This window comes from Oceanobacillus caeni (assembly GCF_019037185.1).
GTDB lineage: Bacteria > Bacillota > Bacilli > Bacillales > Amphibacillaceae > Oceanobacillus > Oceanobacillus caeni.
The window spans coordinates 24,565-51,061 of sequence record NZ_JAHHXM010000026.1 but is presented as its reverse complement, the minus strand read 5'-3'; the positions used below and the strand labels follow the sequence as shown (position 1 = coordinate 51,061).

Below are 26,497 nucleotides of genomic sequence, written 5' to 3'. Positions count from 1 at the left end.
TTATATTCCTTTTCAGTTGGTTCCGGAGAAGTAAGGCCCACTCCTTCTTCCTCCATCTGATCTCGGATCTCCGTCTCATACTTTTTTATCCACTTTCTTAAAGTATCAGGATGAACTCCCGCAGCCTTAGCTGTACTTGTATACTTATTTGTTTCAAGAGCCATTCTCACGTATTTCCTCTTTAGATCCTCAAATATTTCTATGTTTTTTCTAGCCATCATTTCACCCCTTTCCCAAGTGGTACACGATTAAAAGTATTGTACTTTTTATATATTTACGTGTCCAATGGATTAAGGGGGCTTAAAAGCTCGCACTCCATTTATCAGTAATCTCCTTCCATTTATCAGCACTCAACCTCATATATCAGCAATCATCTTCCATTTATCAGCACTCAATCTCATATATCAGTAATCACCTTCCATTTATCAGCATTCGCGCCACAGAACAAATAAAACAGCTACCCATCCCACTCTACAGTCAAGATAGATAGCTTTCTTCATCTATTTCCTCGCCCTAATCATTGCCCTTACTACTTCCGGATTAGGGCCGCCTGTTATTTTTCTTCTTTCAACAAAGCACATAGGGTCTACGATTGCTGCCCAATCTTCATTCGTTAATTGGATATCTTCTAACCACTCATTCACTTGGCGAACAGATAGATCATATAATTGCTTTCCTTCCGCATTCGTCCTCTTTGCAATGACACTAGCCTTTGAATGGGCTTTTCGAAAAGGGACCCCATAATCTCTTGTAAGAACATCTGCAAGTTCCGTGATGGTAATCATATTTTCCCTAGCTTGTTGATAAGCCCGATCCGTATGAATTTCCATCGTTAGAATTACCGCTCTCATTAAACACAAGACTCGATTTGCCTTTTTATAGCCAGTATAAAGGTGTGGCTGCAGATCATCTTCCGTATCATTGATATCCCCGTATGGCGTATTATGAATCATATGAATCACTGCCATTCCTTCCGCTGCTGCACTACTACTAATTGCTCGTGAGTGTTCGATGGAAACAGGATTTCTTTTTTGTGGCATGATACTACTAATTTGTACATAAGCATCAGAAACCTGGATTAAACCAACTTCCTTTGACGCCATTCGCAATAATTCTTGAATCCACCGGCCCATGTTTGTCATTAAACTTACTAATACCTGTGCTGCTTCAATTAGATAATCTCCAGTAGCAATAGCATCGTAAGAATTTTCTACCAATCCATCAAAGCCAAGGAGCTCAGCAACCCGCATTCGATTAATGGGAAAACCAGTAGTCGTAATAGCCACCGCCCCCATTGGAGATTGATTCACTGTTTTATATGCTTCCTTTAACCTTTGGATATCTCTTCGCAGATTATCATGAATTGCGACGAAATAATGTCCAAACGTTGTGGGCTGTGCTGGTTGAGTATGTGTATGCGCGGGCATAACGGAATCAACATGTTGCTCTGCCTGATAAAGAATTGTCTCTGCTAACTTTTCCGCATTGTCAATGGTTTGCTTTAAATAATCACGAATAACAATTCGATACATAGCTTCGCCCATATCATTTCTACTTTTTGCGATATGCATTTTCCCCGCCAAATCATCACCAATCCGTTCTCCTATACGAGACTCTACTAGGAAAAATAAATCTTCGTATTCAGGTGAATACTCTATTTCTCCACGGTCCATTAATTCTACATGTTTCACCCCATCTAGAATTTTTTTCGCTTCCTCTTCTGTTAAAATCCCTTGTTCTTTAAGCATGGTCGTATGGGCTTTATGAATCAAAAACATGGAATCAAATAGATGTTCTTTTTGATCATAGAATACGGGTTTTAATAATGCTTCTACATATGTTTTTCCAGGGAACTTTTTTCCATCAACAGATTCAAACTGTTTCTTTGTCGTAACCATGAACTATGCACCTCAATCCAAGTTATAAAGCATTATCCGCCTTTACCTTAAAGAATTTACTCGAAATAATCATGACGATAGCAATTAGTCCAACCTGAATCATTCCGTATGCCGCTGCCTGCCCCATATTAAACATTCTCAGCTGATTCATGATTTCAATAGATATCGGTCGATTTCCTAATGTATAAAGAAGGACAGAGGTTGGAAATTCCCCAACTGCTTGCACAAATGCTAACAATGTTCCACTTAATACCCCCGGCATAATAATGGGGATAACTACCCTTCTAAAGGTATAAAACCATTTGGCACCTAAATTCTGTGCTGCCTCCTCAATCGAATCATCCATTTGTTCAAGGACAGCTGTTGTGGAACGGACGACTAATGGAATAAATCGAACAAAATAAGCAAGTGGTAATATCCAAAATGTACCGACTAAAATATGACCAAAAGAAAATATAGAGGCTTTGTTGAAGGCCAATATCATGTTCATCCCTACTACTGTTGCCGGTAACACCCATGGAATCATCACAAGTATATCTAATAAATTTTTACCAACAAACTTACGCTTTACCAAAGCATAAGAAGTAATAATGCCAAAAACAAATACACCAATACAAGCAATAAAGGACATGATTAAACTATTTCTAACAGGATCCCAAATATTTGGATCATCAAACAATAATCGGTAATTATCTAAATTAAAGATTTGAGGATACGTTTGCCAAGTCCATCCGCCTTCTGGAACAAGAGATAGAATAAATAAAGTAGCATGTGGTAACAGCAGAATAATCATGGCTAAAATTCCAATTGTCACCATACACCATTTTAAAAATGGATTATTGACCTCACTACGATGCGCGCCAATCCCTTTACTTGCCATCCTGTAATCTCGTCTGTTTTGATACCATCGCATAAACAGTAGGAAGGATATAGACACAACAGTTAGAATGATAGACTGTGTTGCCGCCATTTCTAGATCGCCATTCATTTTAGAAAAGTAGATTTGTAAGCTTAATACTCGGAATCCACCAGCTAATAGAAATGGTGCACTGAATGATGCCATGGAAACCATAAAGACAAGTAAGGAAGCTGCTACCAAACCAGGGGTTAATAAAGGAAAAGTAATCTTCCAGAATACTTCAAAGCGGTTTGCGCCAAGATTATAGGCGGACTCCTCCAGAGAAGGATCAATATTATTTAGTGCAGATGAAGTCGTCATATAAAAATATGGATACATCGTATAGGCGTGAACAATGAGGATACCGCTAATCCCACCGATACTAAAGGGAACCTCTGATAAACGAAATAAGTCCTTAATCATGTTAGGAATCAATCCTGCTTCTCCATATAAATACATGAATGCCATAACCCCTACAAGAGATGGTAAAACGATCGGCATAATTGCAATACTCGAGAAGAATTTCCTCCCTGGAAAATCATAGCGGTTAAAAATATAAGCTAACGGTATTCCGATTAACGCACTAAAAAACACAGATAATAAAGAAATCCAAACCGAATTCCATAAAGCCTCTAAATTGGCATTAGCCTTTTCACCAAAGAAATCTTGATAGTTTTCTAAAGAAAAGGTACCATTCCTTTTAAAACTTTCAATCATTGTTTCAATAGATGGATAAAGTACATAGCCAACTAATACGAGAATAATTGGTATCAATAAAAGAATCGTTTTTCTTTTTTGTGCATTTAACATGTGTTCTTCACATCCTTGCCTTTGGAATCACACGTATTTGATTAGCTGGTAATTGTACATTTACTTTCTTACCTTCCTGTAGATATATACTAGGGCCTTTATTCAAATCTGTTGTTCTAATGGTTACTCCATTTTCTAGTGTTACATAAGTATGAACAGAGGCACCTGTGAACTGTACTAAGGATACTTCCCCTCGAAGAATGTTTTCCCCTTCTTTCTCCTCTCCCACAATTTGAACCGCTTCCGGCCGAATGGACATGACAAGTTCATCCGAATCTTTATAATTGGCAATATGAGGTTTCTCATCTACTACATAAATCGAAACATCTAAATCTTGTGTTCGATATACTCTTTGCTTATCCGCTTGTTCTTCAAAAATGACTGGGAGTAGATTAGTCTCTCCAATAAATTCCGCTACGAAATCATTAACCGGCTCGTTATAAATCTCTATCGGACTACCAATTTGCTGACAGACCCCCATATTAAAAACAGCAATCCGGTCACTCATTGTCAACGCCTCTACCTGATCATGCGTAACATAAATGGTGGTTATCGCATAATCTCTCTGTAGACGTAAAATTTCATTTCGCATTTCATCTCGTAACCTAGCATCTAAGTTACTTAATGGTTCATCAAGCAAAAGAATATCTGGCTCAATTACCAAAGCCCGAGCCAATGCAACGCGTTGTTGTTGACCACCGCTTAGTTGACTTACTTGTCTATCCATATATTGCTCCAAACGAACTTTCTTTAGCACTTCTTCTACTCGCTTTTTCATTTCCGTTCTATTTAACTTTCTTACCTTTAGCCCAAAGGCGACATTTTCAAAAACAGTCATATGTGGAAATAAGGCATAGTTTTGAAAAACCATGCCTGTATTCCTTTTCTCCGGTGGTACGGCAGTCATATCCTTATCATTAAACAAAACTTTACCTTTCGTAGGATAGTAGAAACCTGCGATCATACGAAGAGTTGTTGTCTTACCACATCCACTCGGACCTAGAAAAGTAAAAAATTCACCTTCATTTATTAACAGATCTAGATTTTTCACAGCTGTTACACTACCAAATTGCTTTGTTATTTTAGATAAATTGACAGTTGACATACCAACAACTCCCTTTAATCTGTCATAAAGTAGACTTCATCAATGGGGGGTTTACCTTCATCCCCCTCTTCAAGTTTTTGTTAGTAAATTAAGTGGTGGAAGTATTTATTCTTCGCTTAAATCTTTCTCTGTATTTTTAATATTATTATCCCAGTATTCCATCCATTCGGATTGCTTCTCATCAAATAATTCCCAATCAATGTCCATTGGTTTAATTTCTGTTTCCGTAATCCATTCTGGAAGTTCTTCTATATCATCACGCGTCGGAATACGATAATATTTTTCTGCCAAGAGTTTTGCCGCTTCCTTTGTATTAACGAATTCATAGAAAGCCTCAGCCGCTTTAGGATGTGGCGCATCTTTTAAAATAGCAATTCCCTCCGTTAAAACTGGTGTACCGCTTTCAGGGATAACATAACCAAATGGATAGTCCTTCTCTTCTGCTAACATAACAGTATCTGGCATATTCCATACAGATAGACTACCTACCCCCTTGGCCACTTGGTTATACATTATTTCTGGGTTAGCCGAATATTCTTTGGTATTATGATCAAATTTCTCCAACCATTCATAACCTTTTTGTGGATCTTCCGTGTCTTTATAAGTTCTATAAATCATAGCTGAATAAATAGTGCGCATTGTTCCAGATGCTAATGGGTACCGAACGATAATTTCATCTTCCCATTTTGGATCAAGTAAATCATCCCAATCTTTCGGAACTTCATCTTCTGATATTTCATTTGTGTTATATAGAATTACTTCTGGTGTAATGGATGTTCCAGTCCACATAAAGTCCTCATCATAATACATTTCATCTAAAGTATCTGCATAAGATGGTTTATATTCCGCTAGTAAACCATCGGCCTTAGCCTGATCAAAATTTAATTGAGGTGCTCCCCACCAAACGTCTGCTTGAACATTATTAGCTTCCGAACGAACACGGTCCAAAATCTCTTGGGATCCCATATCTAAAAATTGCATATCAATCCCATACTCTTCCTCAAATAATTTTTCAAATTCACCAAGTATATCGCTTCCATGCGGAGAATAAACAACAACCGTATCCTCTAAATCACCGGACTTTTCCCCAGCTTTATCATTTGTTTCCGCTTCACCAGAATCACCACTTGTATGATCTGATTCTCCTGCCATACAACCGGCAAGGAATATAAATAGTCCAAGTACCATCAGATATAGCCAACTTTTTCTCATACTTCTCAAAAAAAGTCTCCCCCTTCAATCAAATGTTTAACACACTGTCATACTCCCGTAAAAACAAAGCGACAGCACCAATGACCCCTGCCTCCTCACCAAAAGTAGTTTGCACTACATCACATTTTCTTGGCGTGAATCGTTGTATGATGTCTTGCATCTTATTGCTTATGACATGGTACGATTCACTGACACCACCCCCTAAAATAATTAACTCAGGGTCTAACAAGGAAATATAATTAGCAATGCCTAATGACAAATTCTCAATCGCAATATCAATAACCTTCATAGCATCATGATCCTTTTTTAGGTAAAGCTCAAATGCCTCTTTTGCTTCTACCTTTCTCCCTAACCGTTTGGACAGCTGTTCTCCAATAGATAATCCACCAGAAACACTTTCTAAAAAGCCATATCCATCAAAAACAGGGTGATAATTTTTAGCTAATGTTCTATCGGTGACCATATAGCCGATTTCTCCAGCAGCATAAGATTTCCCACGATACAGATCACCATTAATCATGATGCCGCTGCCAATTCCAGTTCCAATAGCAATATAGATTAAATTGTCCTTTTTTCTACCAATTCCCTTCCAATGTTCCCCAAGAACACTAATATTGACATCATTGTCAACGAAAATAGGAAGGTTAAATCTACTTCTAAGCACGTCAAGTATGGGGTAATTGTTCCACTCAAGTGCAGGTGCTTCGATTACTGTCCCACTTTCTACATTAACAATTCCAGGAACACCTACCCCCATCCCCATCAATTTAGATTCGCTGATTTGTAGGCGCTCTCTAATTTGTTCCATTTCAGTTTTAATTTCATCAAATAACCGCTCCCCTTTTATTTTCTTTGTAGGGAACACCGTCATATCATAAACCTTCCCACTTAAATCAGTGATTCCAACCGCTACCTTCGTCCCACCAATATCTACACCAATAATGTAACCTTTTTGAGGATTGAATCTTAAGTTTACGGGGCGTCTACCTCCTTTTTTAGGAACCTCACCAACTCCTGTTTCATAAACCCATTCCTCCTCTAATAACTGGTCAACGATAGTAGACACAGTAGGTTTAGATATAGACAATTTTTTTGAAATAGATGCACGTGAAATAAGATCTTCTTCCATAATGCACTTTAAAATTAATTTTTTATTCATTTGCTGTATGTAAGTAGAATTAGCTGAGTTTCCCTTTAGCATTTCATAGGCCCCTTACTTATCATTTGGAATTAAGTAAGTAAAGTTTACTTACCTAATTCCATATCAACTTTTATATTAAGTGATTGGACAAACGTTTGTAAAGTACAAATTTTCGGAATTATTAGTAATAATTAGGACCTTCCTAATATTTACATTTCTGACTCATATGTTATTTTGTTTATGAAGCAGTAAATCGGCCTAGCATGTTAGTTAGTAAAACTTACTAACAACATCTAAGGAAAGGAGGAAATATTCATACAGGCCTACTTAATTAAGGATAGGAGGAGTAACAATTATGAAAAAGGGGTTCTATTTGCTTCTTTCTATTGTCCTCATCACAGCTTATTTTCCTATAACAGCATTTGCAAACAATAGCAAAGAACAAGACGTTGAACTTTGGAATGTAGTAAAACCTCTAGATACAACAATAACTTTCTTAAATACCGGAGCACATCCTGACGATGAAAGGAGTGATTTTCTCGCTTATCTTTCTAGAGGTCTTGGAGTAAAAACTGCAAGTATGATTGCAAACCGTGGAGAAGGTGGGCAAAATGAAATTGGTAGTGAATTAGGAAGTGCATTAGGTATCATTCGCTCCAATGAAATGATAGAAGCCGCAAAAATTACCGGCGTTAAAGCTTACCATTTAAGCGAAACAACAGATGATACCATTTATGACTTTGGTTTCTCGAAATCTCCAGAAGAAACCCTTGAAAAATGGGGAGAAGAAGTAACATATGAGCGGTTAATTAAATTTATTCGAACTTTTCAACCAGATATAGTGATGCCATCTTTCAGAAACGTAAATAGTCAACATGGTCACCACAGAATAATGACTATCTTAAGTGAACGTGCATTTACAGATGCCGCAGATCCAAATGTTTTCCCAGAACAGTTGGAAAATGGATTGTCTGTATGGCAAATAAAGAAACTTTACCTACCAGCTGAATCAGAAGAAACAGCTACTACATCCATAGAAATTGGTGACATGGACCCAATTTATCAGATGACCTACCCACAACTTGGGGAAGAATCTAGAATGATGCATAAGAGTCAGGGGATGGGAAAGGAAGTCCCAGCAGAACCTAGGCAATTTCATCTAGAACTTATGAACTCCTCATCTTCAGAGAAAAACACAGATCTATTCGCAGGTATTCCATATGATTTCAAAGAATGGTCAGAAGCTATTCAAAATAAGGAACTTCAAGGAAAACTAGCAAATTTACAAGAAAAGCTAGACCACATTATAGAACTTTATCCTAACCGAGAAGCCATTCTACCAGAGTCCCAACAAGCATTAAAACAAGTGCAAAAGATTTATCATTCAGTAGAGAAAGCAAAAATAGACGATGATGTAAAAAATGATCTTCTTCATAAATTAGAAATAAAAGAAGAACAACTGCAACAAGTAAGTTTTGTATCATCTAGCCTCAAGGTTGAAACGTCTATGGAAAGCTACACATTAACACGAGGAGAACAAGCAAATATTACGATGGAAATCACTAATAATGGAAAGGAGAAAATTCAACATATTAATTCATCATTAGTCACACCGGACAATTGGAAAGTGAGCGGAGATGGAAACATCAAGCACTTAAAACCGGGAGAATCGAAATCCGTAACATACACTGTCAACATTCCAGATGATGCAGAATACTTTAACCCCTATGAAGAACCCATTATTCAAACAAAAATTACATTCAAAGAAAATGGTGTAGAATCAACAAAAATACTAGATTTAGATAATACAGTTGCAGTACTGCCAGAAATTAGTATTAGTGCCGAACCTAAGAATCTGTTCGTAAATACCGATGAGATTCAGGATCAAATCCCTGTAAAGGTTAAAGTGAAAAACTATGTAAAAGGTGAAAATAAAGCCACTGTTTCATTAAATCTCCCTGAAGGCTGGAATAGTGAGCCTAAACAAAAGGAAATTAAATTTACGGAACGAATGGAGGAAAATGAGGTTTCCTTTACTTTAACACCACCTTCTAACATAGAAGAGGGAGAGATAAACATGGAAACAATCGCAGAAGCAAATGGAAAACAGTACAACACAACCATACAAGAAATTTCATATGATCACATTCGTAATTCTTACTATGCCTATAAATCCGTCATTGATGGAGAGGCATTTGAGCTATTAAAACCTGAAAAATTAAAAGTAGGATATATTGAAAGTGGTTTTGATGAAGTGAGTAATTACTTAAAAAACGCCGGATTTGATATTACCAATCTTCAAGAGGAAGACTTAGCCTCTGGTGACCTTTCTCAATACGATACAATTATAACTGGAATTAGAGCTAATCTATCACGAGAAGACCTTGTCCATCATAATGATCGCTTACTAGAATATGTTAAAAACGGCGGGCATTTGGTTGTGCAATACCACAAACCAGGAGATAACTGGGATATTGAAAAGTCAGCACCATACCCATTGGAGATAGGAAATCCATCTATAGAGTGGCGTGTAACAGATGAAAACGCCAAAGTTACCGTAACCAAACCAGATCATAAACTATTCCATTACCCGAACAAAATTACAGATAATGACTGGGATAACTGGGTACAGGAAAGAGGACTTTATTTTCCTATGAAATGGGATGATCACTACGAAACATTCGTAAAAATGAATGACCCTGGTGAGGAACCATTTGATAGTGGAATACTTTTAGCTGAATACGGTGAAGGAACCTATCTATACACCAACCTCGTATTCTATCGACAAATCGACAACCAAGTACCGGGTGCCTATAGAATCTTTACTAACCTTATTAGCTATGGTGTAGAGTAGGTTAGATAAAAAGACAGTAGACTAGCAAAACTGGTCTACTGTTTTATAGCATTATATAAAAATATACGTTGAATTTCATAGAACTATATTTATTATGAAAAAAACTTATGTACAAAAAGATTTATATCCAGAGTGACAGTCAAATGTCCCTCTTCTTCACCTTATCCAAACAATCGATTTTCACCGAACTCCCTTTAATTCTTGCATAGCACGATAAATAGAATCTTCTTTCCCAAATGCACCAGCTTTCGTTACCGCGAAATATTCCTTTTCAGTTCCAATTAAAGATCCTAATGGAATTCCCGCTTCTATCTGTTTCACCAACTGAAAACCGATACCACCCAATTGACGAGAAATATCTTTTGCCGTATCCCCACCTGTAAGTACAAAACCAGTGAGTTGCTCCGCTTCTTCCGCTACTCTAACAGTAAGTTCTCCTAATGCGTGAGATATCTTTTCCCCAATTTGGTTACCAGTTAGCTCTAAACTGTTTCCAACCTGTTTCACTACTTGTCGAATCGTTTCATTCGAAGGCACGAAAAGAACAATATCATTTCCTTGGCGTAATCCAGTTAGACATTCTTTTATATAGTGATTCTTATGTATATCCCATTCTTCAGTAAATATTTCTACCGTATTTACCTCAACAGCCGTGATATTAGATTGCTTCGCAGCATATTTGACTTGATTTTGTGTTACTTGCGACAGGCTACCACAAACGGTCATAACTTGTTGAGATATTGAAAATTCTTGCTCCCCAACCTGTTGACCGAATCCCAGTACTTCTGGAAGCACTTCTGCTAACCCAGCAGATCCTGCCCATATCACATTTTTGGATATGGAGGCGATACGTTTTGCAGCCATTCGTAAATCATCCTGTGTTTCCGCATCGCAAACAATATACGTTACGCCACGATCTTTCCAAGACTTTAGCTTTTCTTGAAATTTGGACGAGTCTTTCTCATAGTCCGCCCTTGTTAATTGACCAATTGGCTCTTTCGTTTCATTTTCAAGTAAAGCTGGAATAAAAGAAGTTGTAACAGGGTGTTTTGGATCCTTGGAAAATTCCGTATCCACTATTTTCTCCCCATTTACATAATGTATTCCATCCTTTGTTGTTCGACCAAGCGCCGGAAACGCCGGAGCAACAACAACATATTCAGGATCAAAAACTTCCCTAATTGCCTTTAACTCTAACCCTGTATGTCCTCTTAATGTAGAATCCATTTTTTTATAAATATGGTTATATCCAGCTTCTTTTAAAAACAAGGAAGCGTGTTTCGCAGCGGAAACAGCTTCTTCCTTTAATAACGCTCGAGAATTCGTGTCAATCACAATCCCACTTGATAAATGATGATGATGAGTTGGAATTTCAAAGTAAACCGATGTATGGATTCCCTTCATCGTTAATTGAATTCCACTATCATTTGCACCTGTCAAATCATCCGCAATAATTCCTATCGGTCTATCCATGTTGTTCCATCACCCTCAGCTTTTATGAATTACTTATCGACCACATAATCATCTGGCACTCGAATACCTTTTTTCTCCAGTCTTTTCACAAGAAATCCAAGATAAATAGGTAGTAAAATGGCCGTTGTCACTACAGATGCAGCAACTTGAACAGTTGCAAGTTCAACATTTGCAGCAAATGCAGAGCTAGCTGCAGCGATAGCAGCAGGTGTTGCTACAGCATTACCAGCTGTGGATCCTTCAGCAACGCCAGCAATCGGATTCCATTTCATAGCTTTAAATACAAAGTAACCCGCAGTACCAGTAACAAATACAGTTAATAAACCAACTATAATACCGGATAATCCACCTTCGATAATGCTCTCAAAGTTAATTCCCATTCCTAATGCAAATGCAAAAAATGGAATTAGTACAGAACTTCCTTGATTAAAGAAGTCGCGCATATCCTCGTCTAGATTACCTAAAACCATACCAATAACGATTGGTAATAATACGGAAATAAAGGAAACAATGGAGAACATACCATCAACAAATCCCATTGCGCCAAAAATAGCTAATGCAACCATCGTTAAAAACGGACCGTCATTTAATGCCAATAAAGAATACGCCGCACGGTCTGTCTTATCTCCGTACTGTCCAACTAACGCAACATATAAACCACCATTACTATTGGTCATCGCAGCAATAATGGCAATTGGTGCAAGTCCCAACCATAGTCCATCATCACCAGCAAACATAAACGCAATTAAACCAACAATTGCACCAACAACCCATTTCGTTAATAAGAGGGTTGCCCCTTTCCCAAGACTAACCCCTACGTTTTTTAGGTTAATTTGTGCACCTGTAAATAGTAAGAACAAAGCGATTAATGTACTTGCTCCATCCACAAATAACGCTTCTGTAAAGTTTCCTATCCTTAATAAATCCGGCGCAAACGTATTGATTGTTGCAGCAAGCAACAATGGAACAACCATCATACCACCTGGAATCTTTTCTAATGTAGCTTTAATTTTCATAAATATCTCCCCTTTTATACGAATCGTTTAATTATGTAACGATTATTATTTTATTAAGCGTTTGCATAAGCAATTCTATACTAAAAATATATATATTGCAACACTATTTATAAAAAACGAACCTATTGAATGATCTCAATAAAGATATTTTCGTTACATTTTTAAACAAATAAAAAAGGAGACAGTCTCCCATCTCTTCTTTTTATTGCTCTATGAATTTAATTTTCTCCATAATGTCGTTCGACTAATCCCTAGTCGTTTCGCCGCTTTGGTTTGATTATGATTCTCTTCTTCAAGCACTTTTCTAATAACCACTTTTTCTATTTCTTCTAATGTTTGGTTACTTGGTACATTTTCTTCAACAGTATCTCCTGTTTCTAAATGTGACAGAACGTCTATTACATGATTCAGTTCTATATATAAATCTGAAGTCGTCATACTTAATTCATTAATCACATTTTTCAACTGGGTAAAGTTCCCTGGCCAATCAAATTGTTTCAAATAATCCATCGCTTCTTTTTTCATACCTAATGTTTCATTTCCACTTTCTGCATGAAAATCGGATAGAAAATAGCCTATAAATGTTGCGATATCCCCTTTCCTTTCTCTTAATGGAACTACGTACAAAGGAAGGTTAGATAGTTTTTCATATAATTCCTTAAGAAATTGTCCTTGTTGAACCTTGGAATCCAAGGCATAATTTACTAAAGAGATTACTTTTATTTTTCCTGGAATTTGATTTAAAAGATCCAATAATTTATACTGTGTTTGTTTGGAAAGTTCTTCTATGTTCTTGATAAGAAGAGTCCCTTTCTGTATCTTGAACAATGTACGGTTGAGCTCTTCCCACTCCAAATCATTTAAACGGTTCCCCCACACAAAAACAATGGGATGATCCTGTCCAAATCGTTCAAAATGTATAGCCTGAGCTATCGTGCTTTTCCCTGTTCCGGCTTCGCCCACAATCATAATAGGGACATCCGTCAATGCATATTTATTTAAATTACTCCGCAAACTTTCCGCCTGACGACTGTCACCAATAATTGGTAAACGAGCAGAACAGTGATTGATTTGATAACTTTTCTTAACTAATTTAAAGGAGGAGTGTACAATAATTCCTGCCATCAATTTCTCTTTAACAGGAAAAACCTGTACCACATATCCTTTAGATTCCCCTTCTATTTCAGCCCATTCATTTTGTCCACGTTCTAAAACACGCTTCACAACTTTCCAAACATCAGGAATCAACACATTATGTTGAAGGAGTTCATTATCAAATAAACTATTTTTATCCAAAATTTCTTTCTCATTATTAACTAAAACAAACGGGAATGGCAGGGATTGTAAGATATGATGATATTCATTTATTTGTCTTGTTACACCTTTAAATAAACGGTATAACCGCCTAGCCTCATCATACGCATCCATAACAGCTTCTTTTCCAGACGTAATTAATATCCCCCGTAAACCTATTTTTTCCGCTTCCTGTATCGTAATCGTATCTCCTAGTACAACGGTAAATCCTTGGTTCTTCAACTTTTCCAATGTTGGGACCACGTCATTGCTATTTTTCACAGTAACCACTTGGACATCGTATTCCATTATATTACACAATATCCCAGCACCTCGGGTAATGTTTTCAAACCCTACAAGTGCCACCCCTTCATTCATTTCCCGAATAAACGTAAAAACACGAAGCAAATCATACCCACTAATATCGACATGAATAACTGGAATGGATACAATTTCCTGAATCAGCGAGGCGGTACCACCACGACTTATGATTATGTCATACTTGTCCTTTTCGGCACGTTCAGCAATATCAATCGCATCTTCTAGGTTAGCAACCTCAACATCTATATCAAAATCATTAGGAACATTGGTCTTTTTAACCGTTTCCGCTAACCCTGTATAGGGAGCAATAAAAAGTGCTTTTATCATCAGAACACACCTCGTTTGTTGCATTTTTAAACAGTGGTTTTATTATCCCATAGAACGGGAGGAGACACAAGCATAGTACGCTCCCCCCAAAAGTTAGAGTAGACATCTAACTTTTGGGTGTATTACAGATTTACTTCTGTTCCAAAGTGACATGACCAACATGACTACATGCATGCAATAAACCATCATTTTATTGATTTAAACACCATTAGTTTTTGTGATTGTTCTAACATCCATTTATTATTTTGGTGTTATAATCAATATTCTAATAAAGGGTGTGTATGATGTGAGAAGTGAATGATCACGGCACGATTAAATGGACAGCTATCGCACATTCAGGGGAATTACAGCTGCTTGTCGGTACATTTCCTAGATTTCAGCAATCAAAATATAATAGTGAAATTAAAGGTCAATTCCCTTTATACGGAATTGACCTCTTTAATCTTTCAACCTATTTTCCCAAAATCCTTTTATATCGCCGTTCAACACTAATGGCAGTCCTCCCCATTTGTTCCCCAATTTCTTTATAAGATAACCCCTTCTCACGTAACTTTATAAGTAAGGTTTCCTCTTTCGTTGTCCATTTTTGATAACGCCTTTTCTTCGTAGTACACTTATCCTTCCTTCTTTCGTTCTCTACCCATTCCGGTTCAGGGGGGATGCTGTGGGGATCAATATCGGAAAATTGAACTTTATCTTTATGTTGCTCTGCCCATTCCCAAAAATCAGACGGATCTACAAAATAGAAATATTTACGTGCTCTTGTGGCTTTTTTGAAGTATGGTAAGTTATGATTCTCCGCCCAGCCCTTGACAGTATTTCGATCTACCTTTAAAAGTGTAGCCAATTCGTGAAATGTGAGATAACCCGTCTGTGATTTTGTATTTGATAGATAAATTCTCGTCATCTTAACCCTCACAGATTCATAAGAACGATCTAGATTTTGGGCAATCGTTGTAAGTTTATATAAACCTACATTATCTTTTAAATATGTAATTTCATCCGAAGTCCAACTTCTTCTCACTCTTCTCACCAACACCTTTCTAAATAAATATTTTTTATATGAACTTTTACACCCTCCAACTGGAATTCCATGGAAAAAATTCATTCTAAAACACTATAACATAGGACAATGGGATTATGTAAGGGGATAAAATTAAAAACACAGGTATATAGACCTACAAACTTATCCGTTATTATCAAGACATGGAATCTGGCTCCGTGACTTTAATGAAACCTCTTCTTCTTTCAATCGTATGTATAGTAGGAAAACTAGGGGGAATTTTATGAAAAAAACATTTGGATTTCTTTTTATAGCCATGGCCACACTTCTTTTTCCATTACAAGTATTCGCAGTTGATTTTTCCATCAACCAATCCGATATTCATGCCTATCTAAAAGAGAATGGTAGTGTACAAGTAAGGGAGACTCACACATATGAATTTGACGGAAAGTTTAATGGAATCATACGTAGTCTTATTCCACAGGATGGAACTTCCATCACGAATTTTGAAGCCACAGAAAATGGATCACCTTTAAAGATGGAACAAGAAGGAGAAACATATAAGATTTACCGTACCGGGAAAAATGAAATGATAACGATTGAGCTTTCCTATTTGATTGAGAATGGGATCGAAGTATATTCTGATATGGCTCAATTTTATTGGCCCTTCTTTGATACGAGTAATGAGTCAGATTACGAAAATCTAACCATCTATGTTCACCCACCTCAAGAAACCGATGATGCCATTGCCATAGGTTATGACGAAGCAGAAGGCACGGAACATATGGAGGATAATGGAACGGTAATTTTTCAAATGGGAATGGTAGATAATGGCGAAAAAGGAGATATCCGTGTCGCCTATGATCAGGAATTATTTCCAACTGCCCCTGTACACAATAACGTTCCGATTCGTGAAAAACTATTATTAGAAAAACAAGCAATGATTGACAAACAAGTAGCCTTCGAAAATCGAAAAGAAGGGCTAAGTAGGATAGCTCCTTACCTATTCACGGCTTTCACACTCTATTTGTTGGTTTTATTATTCTCTGCTTGGAGGAAACGCCAACACATTGCTCTAGAAGCACAACGTAAAAATTCCTTTTATTCCTTTGTCCCTAAACAAGTAATGAGTATGCCAGCAACGGTTTACTTTTATCGAAATAATTCTATTCCATATGCAGAAATGCTAACAGTAGGGCTAATGGACCTTGTGAGAAAGGGAAATATACAAAAGAAAAAAGAGGATAATTATCATTTATTCAATCCAATGACAGACTACCATCATGAGGACCACCTTATCCACTTCTTATTTGATAAAGTGGGAAAAAACGGTGTATTTACATTCGAAAAATTGGATGAGTATGTTAATAAAGGTAAAAATCAACAAAGCCTCCAAAATCAAATACGGCATTGGCTAACGCTAGTAAAAGAAGAGATTCACTCTCACGGCTTAACTGAGAAAAAGTTAAAACTCCGTTGGTTGACAGGAATAGTTGGCTTCTTATGTATTTCAATAATGATTATCTTCATTATTCATGAATTATATATGTGGTTTTTCTTATTTGCTATATTAATGGGAGCGTTATTTATGTTTTCGATCACCTATCGCCCAATGACAGTAAAGGGATATACCATTAAAAATCAATGGAAACAGTTAAAGGAGAAATTTGAAACAACAACATCACACACTTGGGACACATGGCCAGATGATGACAAAGAGCGTGCGCTTATCTTTTGCACGGGATTAAATGATAATAAATTAATAGAAAAAAACAAATCGTTGATCTATGCGATGAATGACTCTTTGGCTAGTCCAACAAACATGTTCTTACTTTTGGCCATATCTAGTTCGGCTACCACAAGCTTTCATTCAGCAACCGAAATTTCTGCCCAATCGTCAACAGTTACACCGGGTACTGGTACAGGTGTTGGTGGAGGTGGTGGAGGTTCTGGCGCATTTTAACTTTGGACTACCGTGTTTGGTTTATGATTGATAACTTATGATTAATGAAAAGTAGAATAATTCTACTGGTTTTCGAAATGTTATTGTTCTATTTTTACATTTTAAAATAGCGTCTTCCTAAGCTACCTCTCCCATCCTCCTTTTGTTAAAGCCATTCGATGGCAATGACTTGACTGGTGATATGGCATTTTATGCCTATGGGATCTAACACCTTTTTCTAATTTTTTTATTCGCCTATTCATAATTTCGAAAGGAGACTATTCATAGCCTTAACTAAAGGGTCATTTTCTCTTTTATAACCTTTCTTATCCATCATTTCTTGAATACGTTGCTGATTCACATATGCTTGTTTGTTCGAACCTAAAATGAGCTTTTTTTCACTAGTTATAACTTTTCTTCTTGGGAAATTTAAAATAACCAAAACATCACACCCCCTTCGCTTATTGTATGATTATTTTGGTTATTTTATGATTTTCTATTTTTATTTATAATCTCATTCCATATTTTCTCATCAGCTTATACATATCTCGTACAAATGGGTCATTTTCGCGTCTGTAACCATTTTTTCTAATTTCTTCATCAACTAATCTGTCAATGTTTCTTCCAACCTCACTAGACAAATGATTTACTTGTTGATTATTGGAAGCAGAATTAACAATCCTTCTTATTCCTCGTCTTCTATTTTCTCTACCTTCTCTGTTCTTAGTGTCCAGTACTACAGATTGGGAATCAGACATAAAAATCGACCTCCTAAAAAAAATTATATCATTTAATATTCGGTAACTCCACTAGATTCAGTTGTTTCTCCGGCCTCATTTTCAACCTCTTTTCCGCTTCCTTTATACCATTCCAAATCCACAAAGTTTTCTATAATCTTTATAATAGAGTTTATAAAATCAATATCACTATCATTAAAGTAGATATGTGCAGAGTGCATACATAAAATATAATATGAATTCTGCGTTTCTTCCATATCAAATGGAGAGAATGGAATAGCTAAAGTAGCTTGCCACAAATAGGGTTGTCTCTTTCTCATCACTTCATTAAAAGCAATAGTCATTTCTTGTTGTAATTCTTTAACGGTTTCTTTTGAAGCCGCTAGATTATTATTATCAATTAATTGCAAATGATATTTGATTTTAATTTCCGACTGGCTTTTTTTATAGAAACTTTCAAAGGTTTTTAATACCCCATTAAATAACATATCCGTATTGATATTTCCATTTTGATCAATAGCAGGGCTTAATGTTTCTTCAAAGTACGCTTTGGAAGTAACAAGGTTTAGAATTGTTTCTCTCACATTAGCCATTTCGTTTATAATAGAGCGACTTTCAACAACCTCATTCAATTTTTCTCTAAATTCTGCCGTTACGCCAAAACCCGAGAATTTTTTTAATCCACTTGTAGCAAATGGGAACGTTGTGATTAACCAAACTACTGATAACAATATAAGTATACCAATATACAACAATAGGTGTAAGATTGCTTTATTGCTAATTAAATATCCCCCTAGAGTTTGATCACCTATTGGTTCTGGATAAATGATTGTATCCAAGTTTCCAATAATAATAACTACTGCAAAACCTATGCAGACAATCGGGATCATATATTTTAAAAAATCAGTGGTACTTTTTTTAAAGTATTTTTGATACACGTTATGAAGTATTAATAAAATGATTACAATAATAATTAAACCAATAGTGTAGCTTATCCAAAACTCTGACATATTATATTTCCTTTCTATAAAATTTGTAAATCTTTATAGTAAACCTTTTTTCTTTATAAGGTAGTGGAATTTGACCTATATCATCATCTTGTGACTTTCCTGTTGTAGGGTGGAAGAATCGAAGGAAATGTTTCAGAAAGCAAACTTTTTCACATCCGGGAGTATCAACTATTTGTACATTATGCCCTCCTGCAGCAGCTCTTTTTATTGCTCTTATTACTTGTTCGTAACCTAAACCGTTTCCAACCAATCCTTCTCTAACATCTAGATAAAAAATACTGAAGTATTAGGAATGTGTCAAAAAGCTAAATTATGAAAACGGATTTGTAATGAAAGGCTATTTTATTGTTTTGGTGTAGTTGGAATGTAAAATTTGGAGGGGTTGGATTGTAGATATAGAGTTTTTGCATAAAAGAGAGAGGAAAACTTTAAACAGGGGGGTAACCTTAATCTGAATCTAATGGTTCTGTATCCGAAATCCCCCCCCAACCCTTTTACATTTTGGATTTCCTGGCTCTTCTCACCTTTCTTTTTTATTAAAACCATTTATAATTATGGTAATATTTTTTTTTAGGAGTGCTGAAGAAAAGTGAAACCTATAAAGATTGAACAAGAAGATCTTAAAGAGGCAATTAAAAATGGCCATTCTTATTTTCAAGTCGACAACAAAAAGTATGTACTGTTAGAAATTGAGGAAGTAAATAAAAATGATTATTATATTGTTTCAGACTCAGTTGAGGAAAAAAAGTTACAGGAAGGTTTGAATAAACATAATCCCATTCTTTCTGAAGAAGAAATAAATGAAATGTTAAGAAGATAGCTATGAATTTACTATAAAGAAAATCAGCAATTCAATCCTTATTAGAGTTAGACGATATGAGGAATACCTTTGAACTTCCACCTATAGCGGCTTACCTTAAAGATTCCATTCAAACGTATTTTAAGAAACAAGGCTTTTCTATTTATCCAGATAATAAATATGATTACTTTATTAAACATTAACAGCTATTTATATCGAAAAATGCGAGTAGTACTGTGCAAAGGAACAAGAATCCCCATATTCACCATCATTCCCCAAAAATCCATGAGGAAATATTTCATTTCCCGGGGAATATCGACAATCCATTCAATTGATTTGTAGAAATTCGGAAATATAAAACATGTTCAACACAAAATAATAATAATAAGCACAACAGTACGACTGTGTAAGGTGGTTAGTTAAGAATCTGTTACCATTGGCCAATATGTCTCCTTTAATTTCATTGGTGGGTAAATCGCTCCATTTCCGATTCAAGTTTAGTTTATAACCCGCTGTTTAAAATAATCCTGTTGTGCTTTCAACATATTTTTCAAACTTACTAGAATATTGTCTGAGACTAGTAACGTTATCTTTAGATAATCGTCGTTGACTGAATTTAATTTCTGTTAAATCCTTTTTTATTGGTCTAATTTTTCGTTCATATTTCCTACCTCCCTTATTTTTTAAATAAAGGTCCTTATTGTCTTCATTTTCAACCTTTAAATAAAGATTCCACATCAAAAAGTCTGCAGAAATATAATTCTGCAGACTGCCAATATATTAGGTAGTTTATAAAAGTAACATTCTCAAAATAAAACTCACCACAGCATATCATATTGAATTTCCAAGAATGTTAAACTAACATTTGTCGCATTTCTTTGGCTACTTTTGCTGGATCCTCTGCCTTAGTTATCGCACTTCCGACGATAATAATATCCGGCTTTTCCTTTACAATTTCTGGGATGGTATCTAAGTTAATTCCTCCAGCAACCGCAACTTCAAAATTAAATCCATTAACCAAAGTAAATAGTTCTGTATTAAACGTTCCCTCTGTTTGCTTATCTTTCCCAACGTGTAAACTTACTAGATCAGTTCCAATATTCTCTAGCTCTCTTATTCTATCTTTGGAATGACATTCTAATAAATCAATCATGATTCGTTTGTCCATTTCCTTCGCTACATTCAACGTGTCTTTAATAGTAGGGATGGCGGAAAATGCCATGACCGTCGTAATATCTGCACCTGCATCAAATGCTTGTAGAGTTTCATGTTTCCCGGCATCACAGGTTTTCATATCAGCCAAAATTTCTTTATCAGGAAATTGCTCCCTCATGTCTCGAACAATGGACATACCGTATTCCTTAATGACACCTGTACCTATTTCAATAATATCAATACTTTCCTTTGTATCCGTTACGAGTTGAAAACATTGCTCTTTCGTTAACCTATCCAATGCTAACTGTAATTTCATGGTTGCACCTCTATTTTACCTTTCAATTGCTTCAATTTCACCTAGCTTTTCCTGAATATCTTCATAATATGGTAATCCTTCATTATCACCTAACACGCTAACTACCATTGATCCAATCGTATTAGCAAAATGTAGGGTTTTATCTAGTGTCCATCCATTTATAATGCCATATAAGAAACCTGCATTAAAGCCATCACCAGCCCCTACTGTATCAGCAACTTTGCTTGCCTTAATAGCTGGGGAAAGAATCGTTTCCCCGTCGTGATATCCAACGGAGCCTTTATCCCCTTGTTTAATGGCAACATAGGAGATACCAAGTTCTTTAGCCTTTTCAATGATACGGTCAGGATCCTTTTCTCCAATAATGATATCCATTTCCTCAGCGCCGGCCAATAAAATATCAACATGTGGGAGAATTTCATATAAGACCTTACTAGCTTCTTCTTTACTCCACATGCGAAGTCGAATATTCGGATCAAAGGAGATCTTTAAGCTATGTTTCTTTGCTAAATCAATGGCTTTAAAAATAACCTGTTTATTAATTTCGCCGATTGCTGGATAGATACCAGTAAGATGTAAGATCTTTGCTTGCTTAAAAAATACTTCATCCAAATCAGTTGGACCTAATGTCAATGTTGGTGATTGGTTACGATAATAGAATGTCTTTCCACTTCCATCTTCTCTGATTTCTTTAAAGTTCAAGGAAGTTGGATACCCATTCACGTGTGCTACTTGTGATACATCAATTCCTTCGCCACGAGCAAAAGTTTTAATATATTTTCCAAATTCATCATTTCCTAATCGACTAATCCAACCAGCTTTCAGACCTAATCGGGAAACACCGATGGCTAAATTTAGCTCTGCTCCTCCTACCTTTTTTTCAAATCGATTAATAAATTTCAATGGACCAGTTGATTCGGGATTAAATGTAATCATTGCTTCCCCAATTGTAATTACGTCATTCAACCTAGCTACCTCCAAATCCCTTTTCATTTGTCAATATTTTTATATCATTATTAACAGAAACAATGACTTGATCTGCCATCGAAATAAATAGACCAGTTTCAACAACACCTACTGTTTCTTTCAATGATTCATGTAGTTCTTTTGGGTTGCTTATTTTTTCAAACTTACAATCTAGAATATAATTACCATTATCCGAGATAAAGATTTGATTTTTCCCTTTTCTTAACGTTGGGGCACATCCCAGTGCCTCAAGTTTTCTAGCGGTCACTTCCCAACCGAATGGTACAACTTCAACTGGTAATGGAAAATCACCTAATGTAGATACTATTTTTTTATCATTAACTATGATAATCAGCTTATCACTGGCTGAATCCACGATTTTCTCCCTAACAAGGGATCCACCCCCACCTTTCAAAAGGTTTAGATTTCCATCCACTTCATCCGCACCATCAATTGCGATATCAACCTTTGTTACCTCGGAAAAGTCTGTTAAAGGGATACCCAATTCTCTTGCTAGGCGCTCCGTCCTTTGTGAGGTAGGGATACCCTGAATAGATAGCCCGTCTTTAACAAGTTCACCTAGTTTTTTTAACATCCAATTAACCGTGGAACCTGAACCTAATCCAATAACCATTCCGTCTTCCACATATTCTAGTGATGCTTCCGCGGCTAACTTTTTATCAAGAATCTCTTTATCTATCATTTACAGAACTCCTTTTATTAACCAAATAGGCTAGGATTCAACCATTTTGGGATAGCAAATGCCAAGCCCGGTAGAAAAGCTATTAATAATAAGATAACTAATATAATCGCTAAATACGGAAGAACAGCAACAAATGACCTTTCTATAGATAAGTTTCCGATTTTAGCTGAAATTAATAAGACAAGCCCATATGGCGGGGTAGCTAGTCCAATTGCTAATGTAATAACGATAATTAATCCTAATTGAACTGGTTCTATTCCAAACTCAATAGCAGTTGGTAAAATCATTGGAACAAATAAAATCATTGCTGGAATCGCATCCATAAAAGTACCAATAAATAAGAAGAAAAGTATAACAATAAGAATGAATATCCAAGATGAACCTACATTATTAGCGAAGAAGTCTTGTGCAATCGTTCCCAATTGGTAGTAGCTCATTAATTCACCAAGTGCACTTGCTGTTGCCAAGGCAAATAACGAAAGAGAACTTAGTGCGAGCGTGTCCATTATTATTCTTGGAAGATCATTGAGTTTCAATGTTTTATAGTAAAACATACTAATTAATAATGTATAAACGGATGCAACAGCTGCTGCTTCTGTAGCTGTGAAAAACCCACTGATTATTCCACCAATAATGATAATAGGTGTGAATAATGCAGGTAAAGACTCTAAAAATAATTTAGCAATTCTCTTTATCGGAACACGTTTTTCTTTTGGATAATTTCTTTTTATAGCAATAAAATAAACGAATAACATCATCCCAAGACCGATTAAGATTCCAGGAACGATTCCACCTAGGAATAAAGCACCAATAGATGCATTTGTTAATCCCGCGAAAATGATCATTGGTATACTTGGCGGAATTACTACTCCAATCGTAGAGGATGCAGCCGTTACCGCAACAGCTGTCTCCTTGTCATAGCCTTTCTTCACCATACTTGGTATAAGAATTTTACCCATACCTGCAGCGTCTGCTTGAGCTGCACCTGAAACCCCAGCAAACATCATGGATACCAAAATATTCGCATGTGCCAATGCCCCACGAATCGGTCCAACAATCGACATAGCAAAGTCGATTAACTTTTCTGATATTTTTCCGGAATTCATCAAGTTGGCGGCTAGAATAAATAATGGAATAGCTAGCAGTACAAATGAATCCAGACCATTCACCATTTTCATTGGTACGGTAGCTTCCGGTGTATATGGCATTCCGAAGATACCTAATAAGGCTACTATCCCAATTACAAAAGCAATTGGAACACCGATGAACATTAGAATAAGAAATAATCCTACTAATAATATAGCCATTAGCTACTTACCTCCCCCGATTTTAACGCCTTCATATGATTCATTAAATGAGAAAAGGAATAAATAATCATGGTTCCAGCCATTATTGGAATAGCAATCCAAATATAACCCATCTTCATTTCGGGGATCGTTACCCATGTATAATTCCAGAACTCTGTTACAACTTGAATACCTAATAAAAAGATAACAATATTAAATGCAACAAGAATCAAATCAATTACTATATTCAATGTTGCACCTTTAGCCCCCGTTAATTTTCGTTGAATAAAGTCAAAATTAAAATGTTCTCTACGATTTACCATCACAGAAGATCCCATCAATATCGCCCAAATAAAAGAATAGTTTGCTACTTCTTCTGTCCAAATAACAGAAATTCCTAAATGCCTTGTGACAATTTGTAATATAATAACGAGGAAGAAAATACATAGAAATATAGAACCAACAATCATTTGTATCTTATCAAGCGCCTGTACGAAACGTTTCACGGTATTACCTCCTTATGATAACGCTTTATTTATCTAGTTCATAAATATCCTTTAATAAATCTTCTACACCTATCTCTTTTGCGAAATCATTCAAGATTGGTCTAGCAATCTCAATAAATGGTTGTCTATCAATCTCATTAACAATCGCACCATCATCAATCGCCTTTTTCTTATATTCTTCGTCCTGCAAAAGTGTTGATTCTCTCTCTGCTTCAATAGATTCCTTTGCAGCTTTTAGAATTATTTCTTGCTGTTCGCCGGAGTACTGATCAAACTTTTCTCCATTTATTAAGAAAAATCTGGTTGTATAATCATGTGCTGTTTCTGTAATGTATTTGCCGTTTGAAGTGGTATGATGAGCTTGTTGCACAAAGAACGGATAGGCGTTTTCTGAAGAATCAACAACATCTTGCTGCAAGCCTTGGTAAAGTTCCCCCCAAGAAATAGAGGATGGAATTGCACCAGTTGTAGTCCAAAAGTCGGAAACAACTCCAGATGTTTGGGTACGAAGTGAAACACCTTTAAGATCTTCTACTGTTTCTATCGGTTTCTTTCCATAATAATGTCTAACTCCAGCTGTCCAATAACCTAGTACTTTAAAGGAATTATTTGATTTTTCATTGATAATTTCCGCCATCTTATTTCCTACTTCACCATCAACCGCTTGTAACCAATGGTCGTAACTATTAAATAAATATGGCGCTGAAAATAAATCTACTTCCTTGATCCCTGTTTGCGTCATAAAACCAGGTGAAACAACGATGACATCAGCAGCACCCAATTGAAGTTTCTCTACAAGCTGTGATTCTTCGGTTCCAATTGTCCCAGCATGTACTTCAACTTCAATTGTCCCATTCGATTCTTTTTCGGCAACTTCCTTAAATTTTAATAAACCAGTCTGATATGGATTATCCGGTGATGTTTGGTTATGAGCTGCAATAATTTTAATTTTTCCATCCCCATCCGCATCGACCTGTTGTGTATTACATCCAGTCAAGACCATAATACCTAAAAGAATAGCCGCAATGAAAGCACCCTTAAATTTATTCATCTTTTTTGCCTCCCTTTTTCGTCAGAAGTTATCATTCAAGTTCTTTTAGCTTACTAGTATATTGATTAGCTCTTTTCGTTAAATCATTATAGTCTTCTTTGGTCTTTAATTTGCTTGCATTTACTAGATTACTGCCAATTCCTACAGCGACACTTCCTTTAGCAAGATATTCATTCATATTCTCAATTGTAATCCCACCTGTTACCATTGCTTGTACATATGGAAGTGGTCCAAGAATATTTTTAATATAATTTGGTCCTAAAATTTCTGCTGGAAATACTTTGACCATTTGTGCCCCATTTTCATAAGCAGTTAAGATTTCACTCGGTGTCATGACGCCAGGTATATTTAAAATGCCATAACGATTGGTCAGCTTTAACGTCTCTGTATTCAATGTTGGAGAGACAATAAATTTGGCACCTGCCATGATTACTGTTCTTGCCGTTTCCGGATCTAATACAGTCCCTGCACCGATATTAACTTCTTCTCCAATTTGATTTACAGCGGTTTCAATTATACTCCCAACATTTGGTGTCTCCGCTGTAATTTCAACAGATTTGACACCACCGTTGGATAAGGCTTTAAGAATAGGGACGATATTTTCTTTATTTGATTTACGAATTACAGCAACAATCTTATTCTTTTTAATTTCATCTATAATTGACATGAATTCAT

At 36.1% G+C, this 26,497-nt stretch carries 25 protein-coding genes; 4 read left to right on the top strand and 21 right to left on the bottom strand.

What is annotated here, in order from left to right; genetic code table 11:
- From KM885_RS13220 to KM885_RS13195, 6 genes are all read right to left on the bottom strand, one after another.
- On the bottom strand, window positions 1-221 hold a 221-nt coding region (locus KM885_RS13220), incomplete at its 3' end, for a helix-turn-helix domain-containing protein (RefSeq protein ID WP_216884136.1).
- Between the two features lie 279 nt (window positions 222-500).
- On the bottom strand, window positions 501-1,898 hold the full coding sequence (gene argH, locus KM885_RS13215) for an argininosuccinate lyase (protein WP_216884135.1): 1,398 nt from the start codon (window positions 1,896-1,898) through the stop codon (window positions 501-503).
- 22 nt (window positions 1,899-1,920) lie between these two features.
- A complete protein-coding gene (locus KM885_RS13210) occupies window positions 1,921-3,606 on the bottom strand; it encodes an ABC transporter permease (protein ID WP_216884134.1) in 1,686 nt (561 codons plus the stop codon).
- Window positions 3,607-3,613: 7 nt separating this feature from the next.
- Window positions 3,614-4,711 carry an ABC transporter ATP-binding protein gene (locus tag KM885_RS13205; RefSeq protein ID WP_204797735.1) on the bottom strand — a complete coding sequence of 366 codons (1,098 nt, stop codon included), beginning with the start codon at window positions 4,709-4,711 and terminating at the stop codon, window positions 3,614-3,616.
- A 105-nt stretch (window positions 4,712-4,816) separates the two neighbouring features.
- Window positions 4,817-5,923, bottom strand: coding sequence for an extracellular solute-binding protein (locus KM885_RS13200; RefSeq protein ID WP_244987020.1), 1,107 nt, complete (start codon window positions 5,921-5,923; stop codon window positions 4,817-4,819).
- Window positions 5,924-5,951: 28 nt separating this feature from the next.
- Window positions 5,952-7,124: an ROK family transcriptional regulator gene (locus tag KM885_RS13195; protein WP_204797736.1), complete on the bottom strand. Its 1,173-nt coding sequence runs from the start codon at window positions 7,122-7,124 to the stop codon at window positions 5,952-5,954.
- A gap of 295 nt (window positions 7,125-7,419) precedes the next feature.
- On the opposite strand from KM885_RS13195, the gene KM885_RS13190 reads away from it, so the two are divergent.
- On the top strand, window positions 7,420-9,918 hold the full coding sequence (locus tag KM885_RS13190; RefSeq protein ID WP_216884133.1) for an NEW3 domain-containing protein: 2,499 nt from the start codon (window positions 7,420-7,422) through the stop codon (window positions 9,916-9,918).
- A 180-nt stretch (window positions 9,919-10,098) separates the two neighbouring features.
- On the opposite strand, the gene KM885_RS13185 is transcribed toward KM885_RS13190, so the two are convergent.
- From KM885_RS13185 to KM885_RS13170, 4 genes are all read right to left on the bottom strand, one after another.
- Window positions 10,099-11,391 carry a four-carbon acid sugar kinase family protein gene (locus KM885_RS13185; protein WP_216884132.1) on the bottom strand — a complete coding sequence of 431 codons (1,293 nt, stop codon included), beginning with the start codon at window positions 11,389-11,391 and terminating at the stop codon, window positions 10,099-10,101.
- Between the two features lie 29 nt (window positions 11,392-11,420).
- Window positions 11,421-12,407 carry a 2-keto-3-deoxygluconate permease gene (locus KM885_RS13180; RefSeq protein WP_216884131.1) on the bottom strand — a complete coding sequence of 329 codons (987 nt, stop codon included), beginning with the start codon at window positions 12,405-12,407 and terminating at the stop codon, window positions 11,421-11,423.
- 210 nt (window positions 12,408-12,617) lie between these two features.
- Window positions 12,618-14,348, bottom strand: a complete 1,731-nt coding sequence (locus KM885_RS13175; RefSeq protein WP_216884130.1) for a sigma-54-dependent Fis family transcriptional regulator — start codon at window positions 14,346-14,348, stop codon at window positions 12,618-12,620.
- Window positions 14,349-14,799: 451 nt separating this feature from the next.
- Window positions 14,800-15,372 carry a helix-turn-helix domain-containing protein gene (locus tag KM885_RS13170; RefSeq protein WP_216884129.1) on the bottom strand — a complete coding sequence of 191 codons (573 nt, stop codon included), beginning with the start codon at window positions 15,370-15,372 and terminating at the stop codon, window positions 14,800-14,802.
- Window positions 15,373-15,634: 262 nt separating this feature from the next.
- Between KM885_RS13170 and KM885_RS13165 the strand changes: the two genes are divergently transcribed.
- Window positions 15,635-17,314 (top strand): DUF2207 domain-containing protein, encoded by a 1,680-nt coding sequence (locus KM885_RS13165; protein ID WP_216884128.1) that lies wholly within the window; start codon window positions 15,635-15,637, stop codon window positions 17,312-17,314.
- A 238-nt stretch (window positions 17,315-17,552) separates the two neighbouring features.
- Here the strand turns inward: KM885_RS13165 and KM885_RS13160 are convergent, their stop codons facing one another.
- From KM885_RS13160 to KM885_RS13150, 3 genes are all read right to left on the bottom strand, one after another.
- Complete coding sequence (locus KM885_RS13160) at window positions 17,553-17,735, bottom strand: hypothetical protein (protein ID WP_060668891.1); 183 nt, start codon at window positions 17,733-17,735, stop codon at window positions 17,553-17,555.
- Between the two features lie 64 nt (window positions 17,736-17,799).
- Window positions 17,800-18,051 (bottom strand): hypothetical protein, encoded by a 252-nt coding sequence (locus KM885_RS13155; protein WP_047186602.1) that lies wholly within the window; start codon window positions 18,049-18,051, stop codon window positions 17,800-17,802.
- A 32-nt stretch (window positions 18,052-18,083) separates the two neighbouring features.
- Window positions 18,084-19,040: a hypothetical protein gene (locus KM885_RS13150; RefSeq protein ID WP_047186601.1), complete on the bottom strand. Its 957-nt coding sequence runs from the start codon at window positions 19,038-19,040 to the stop codon at window positions 18,084-18,086.
- Window positions 19,041-19,629: 589 nt separating this feature from the next.
- Between KM885_RS13150 and KM885_RS13145 the strand changes: the two genes are divergently transcribed.
- Entirely contained in the window at window positions 19,630-19,860 is a 231-nt protein-coding gene (locus KM885_RS13145) for a hypothetical protein (RefSeq protein WP_047186599.1), read from the top strand.
- Between the two features lie 56 nt (window positions 19,861-19,916).
- Complete coding sequence (locus tag KM885_RS18130; protein WP_255449110.1) at window positions 19,917-20,042, top strand: hypothetical protein; 126 nt, start codon at window positions 19,917-19,919, stop codon at window positions 20,040-20,042.
- 313 nt (window positions 20,043-20,355) lie between these two features.
- Here KM885_RS18130 and KM885_RS13140 read toward each other — a convergent pair whose 3' ends face one another.
- The 8 genes from KM885_RS13140 to KM885_RS13105 all read right to left on the bottom strand — a co-directional run bounded on the left by KM885_RS13140 (window position 20,356) and on the right by KM885_RS13105 (window position 26,489).
- Complete coding sequence (locus KM885_RS13140; RefSeq protein WP_216884127.1) at window positions 20,356-20,577, bottom strand: hypothetical protein; 222 nt, start codon at window positions 20,575-20,577, stop codon at window positions 20,356-20,358.
- Window positions 20,578-20,692: 115 nt separating this feature from the next.
- Entirely contained in the window at window positions 20,693-21,310 is a 618-nt protein-coding gene (gene hxlA / locus KM885_RS13135) for a 3-hexulose-6-phosphate synthase (RefSeq protein ID WP_047186597.1), read from the bottom strand.
- A 15-nt stretch (window positions 21,311-21,325) separates the two neighbouring features.
- Complete coding sequence (locus tag KM885_RS13130; RefSeq protein ID WP_083452602.1) at window positions 21,326-22,276, bottom strand: sugar kinase; 951 nt, start codon at window positions 22,274-22,276, stop codon at window positions 21,326-21,328.
- A gap of 1 nt (window position 22,277) precedes the next feature.
- On the bottom strand, window positions 22,278-22,979 hold the full coding sequence (rpiA, locus tag KM885_RS13125) for a ribose-5-phosphate isomerase RpiA (protein ID WP_216884126.1): 702 nt from the start codon (window positions 22,977-22,979) through the stop codon (window positions 22,278-22,280).
- A 17-nt stretch (window positions 22,980-22,996) separates the two neighbouring features.
- Window positions 22,997-24,286: a TRAP transporter large permease gene (locus tag KM885_RS13120; RefSeq protein ID WP_216884125.1), complete on the bottom strand. Its 1,290-nt coding sequence runs from the start codon at window positions 24,284-24,286 to the stop codon at window positions 22,997-22,999.
- Window positions 24,286-24,771, bottom strand: coding sequence for a TRAP transporter small permease (locus KM885_RS13115; RefSeq protein WP_338113681.1), 486 nt, complete (start codon window positions 24,769-24,771; stop codon window positions 24,286-24,288). The genes KM885_RS13120 and KM885_RS13115 overlap by 1 nt, the downstream gene beginning before the upstream one ends.
- Before the next feature lie 25 nt (window positions 24,772-24,796).
- Window positions 24,797-25,822: a TRAP transporter substrate-binding protein gene (locus tag KM885_RS13110; protein WP_216884124.1), complete on the bottom strand. Its 1,026-nt coding sequence runs from the start codon at window positions 25,820-25,822 to the stop codon at window positions 24,797-24,799.
- A gap of 31 nt (window positions 25,823-25,853) precedes the next feature.
- Window positions 25,854-26,489, bottom strand: a complete 636-nt coding sequence (locus KM885_RS13105; RefSeq protein ID WP_216884123.1) for a bifunctional 4-hydroxy-2-oxoglutarate aldolase/2-dehydro-3-deoxy-phosphogluconate aldolase — start codon at window positions 26,487-26,489, stop codon at window positions 25,854-25,856.
- Window positions 26,490-26,497 lie beyond the last annotated feature (8 nt).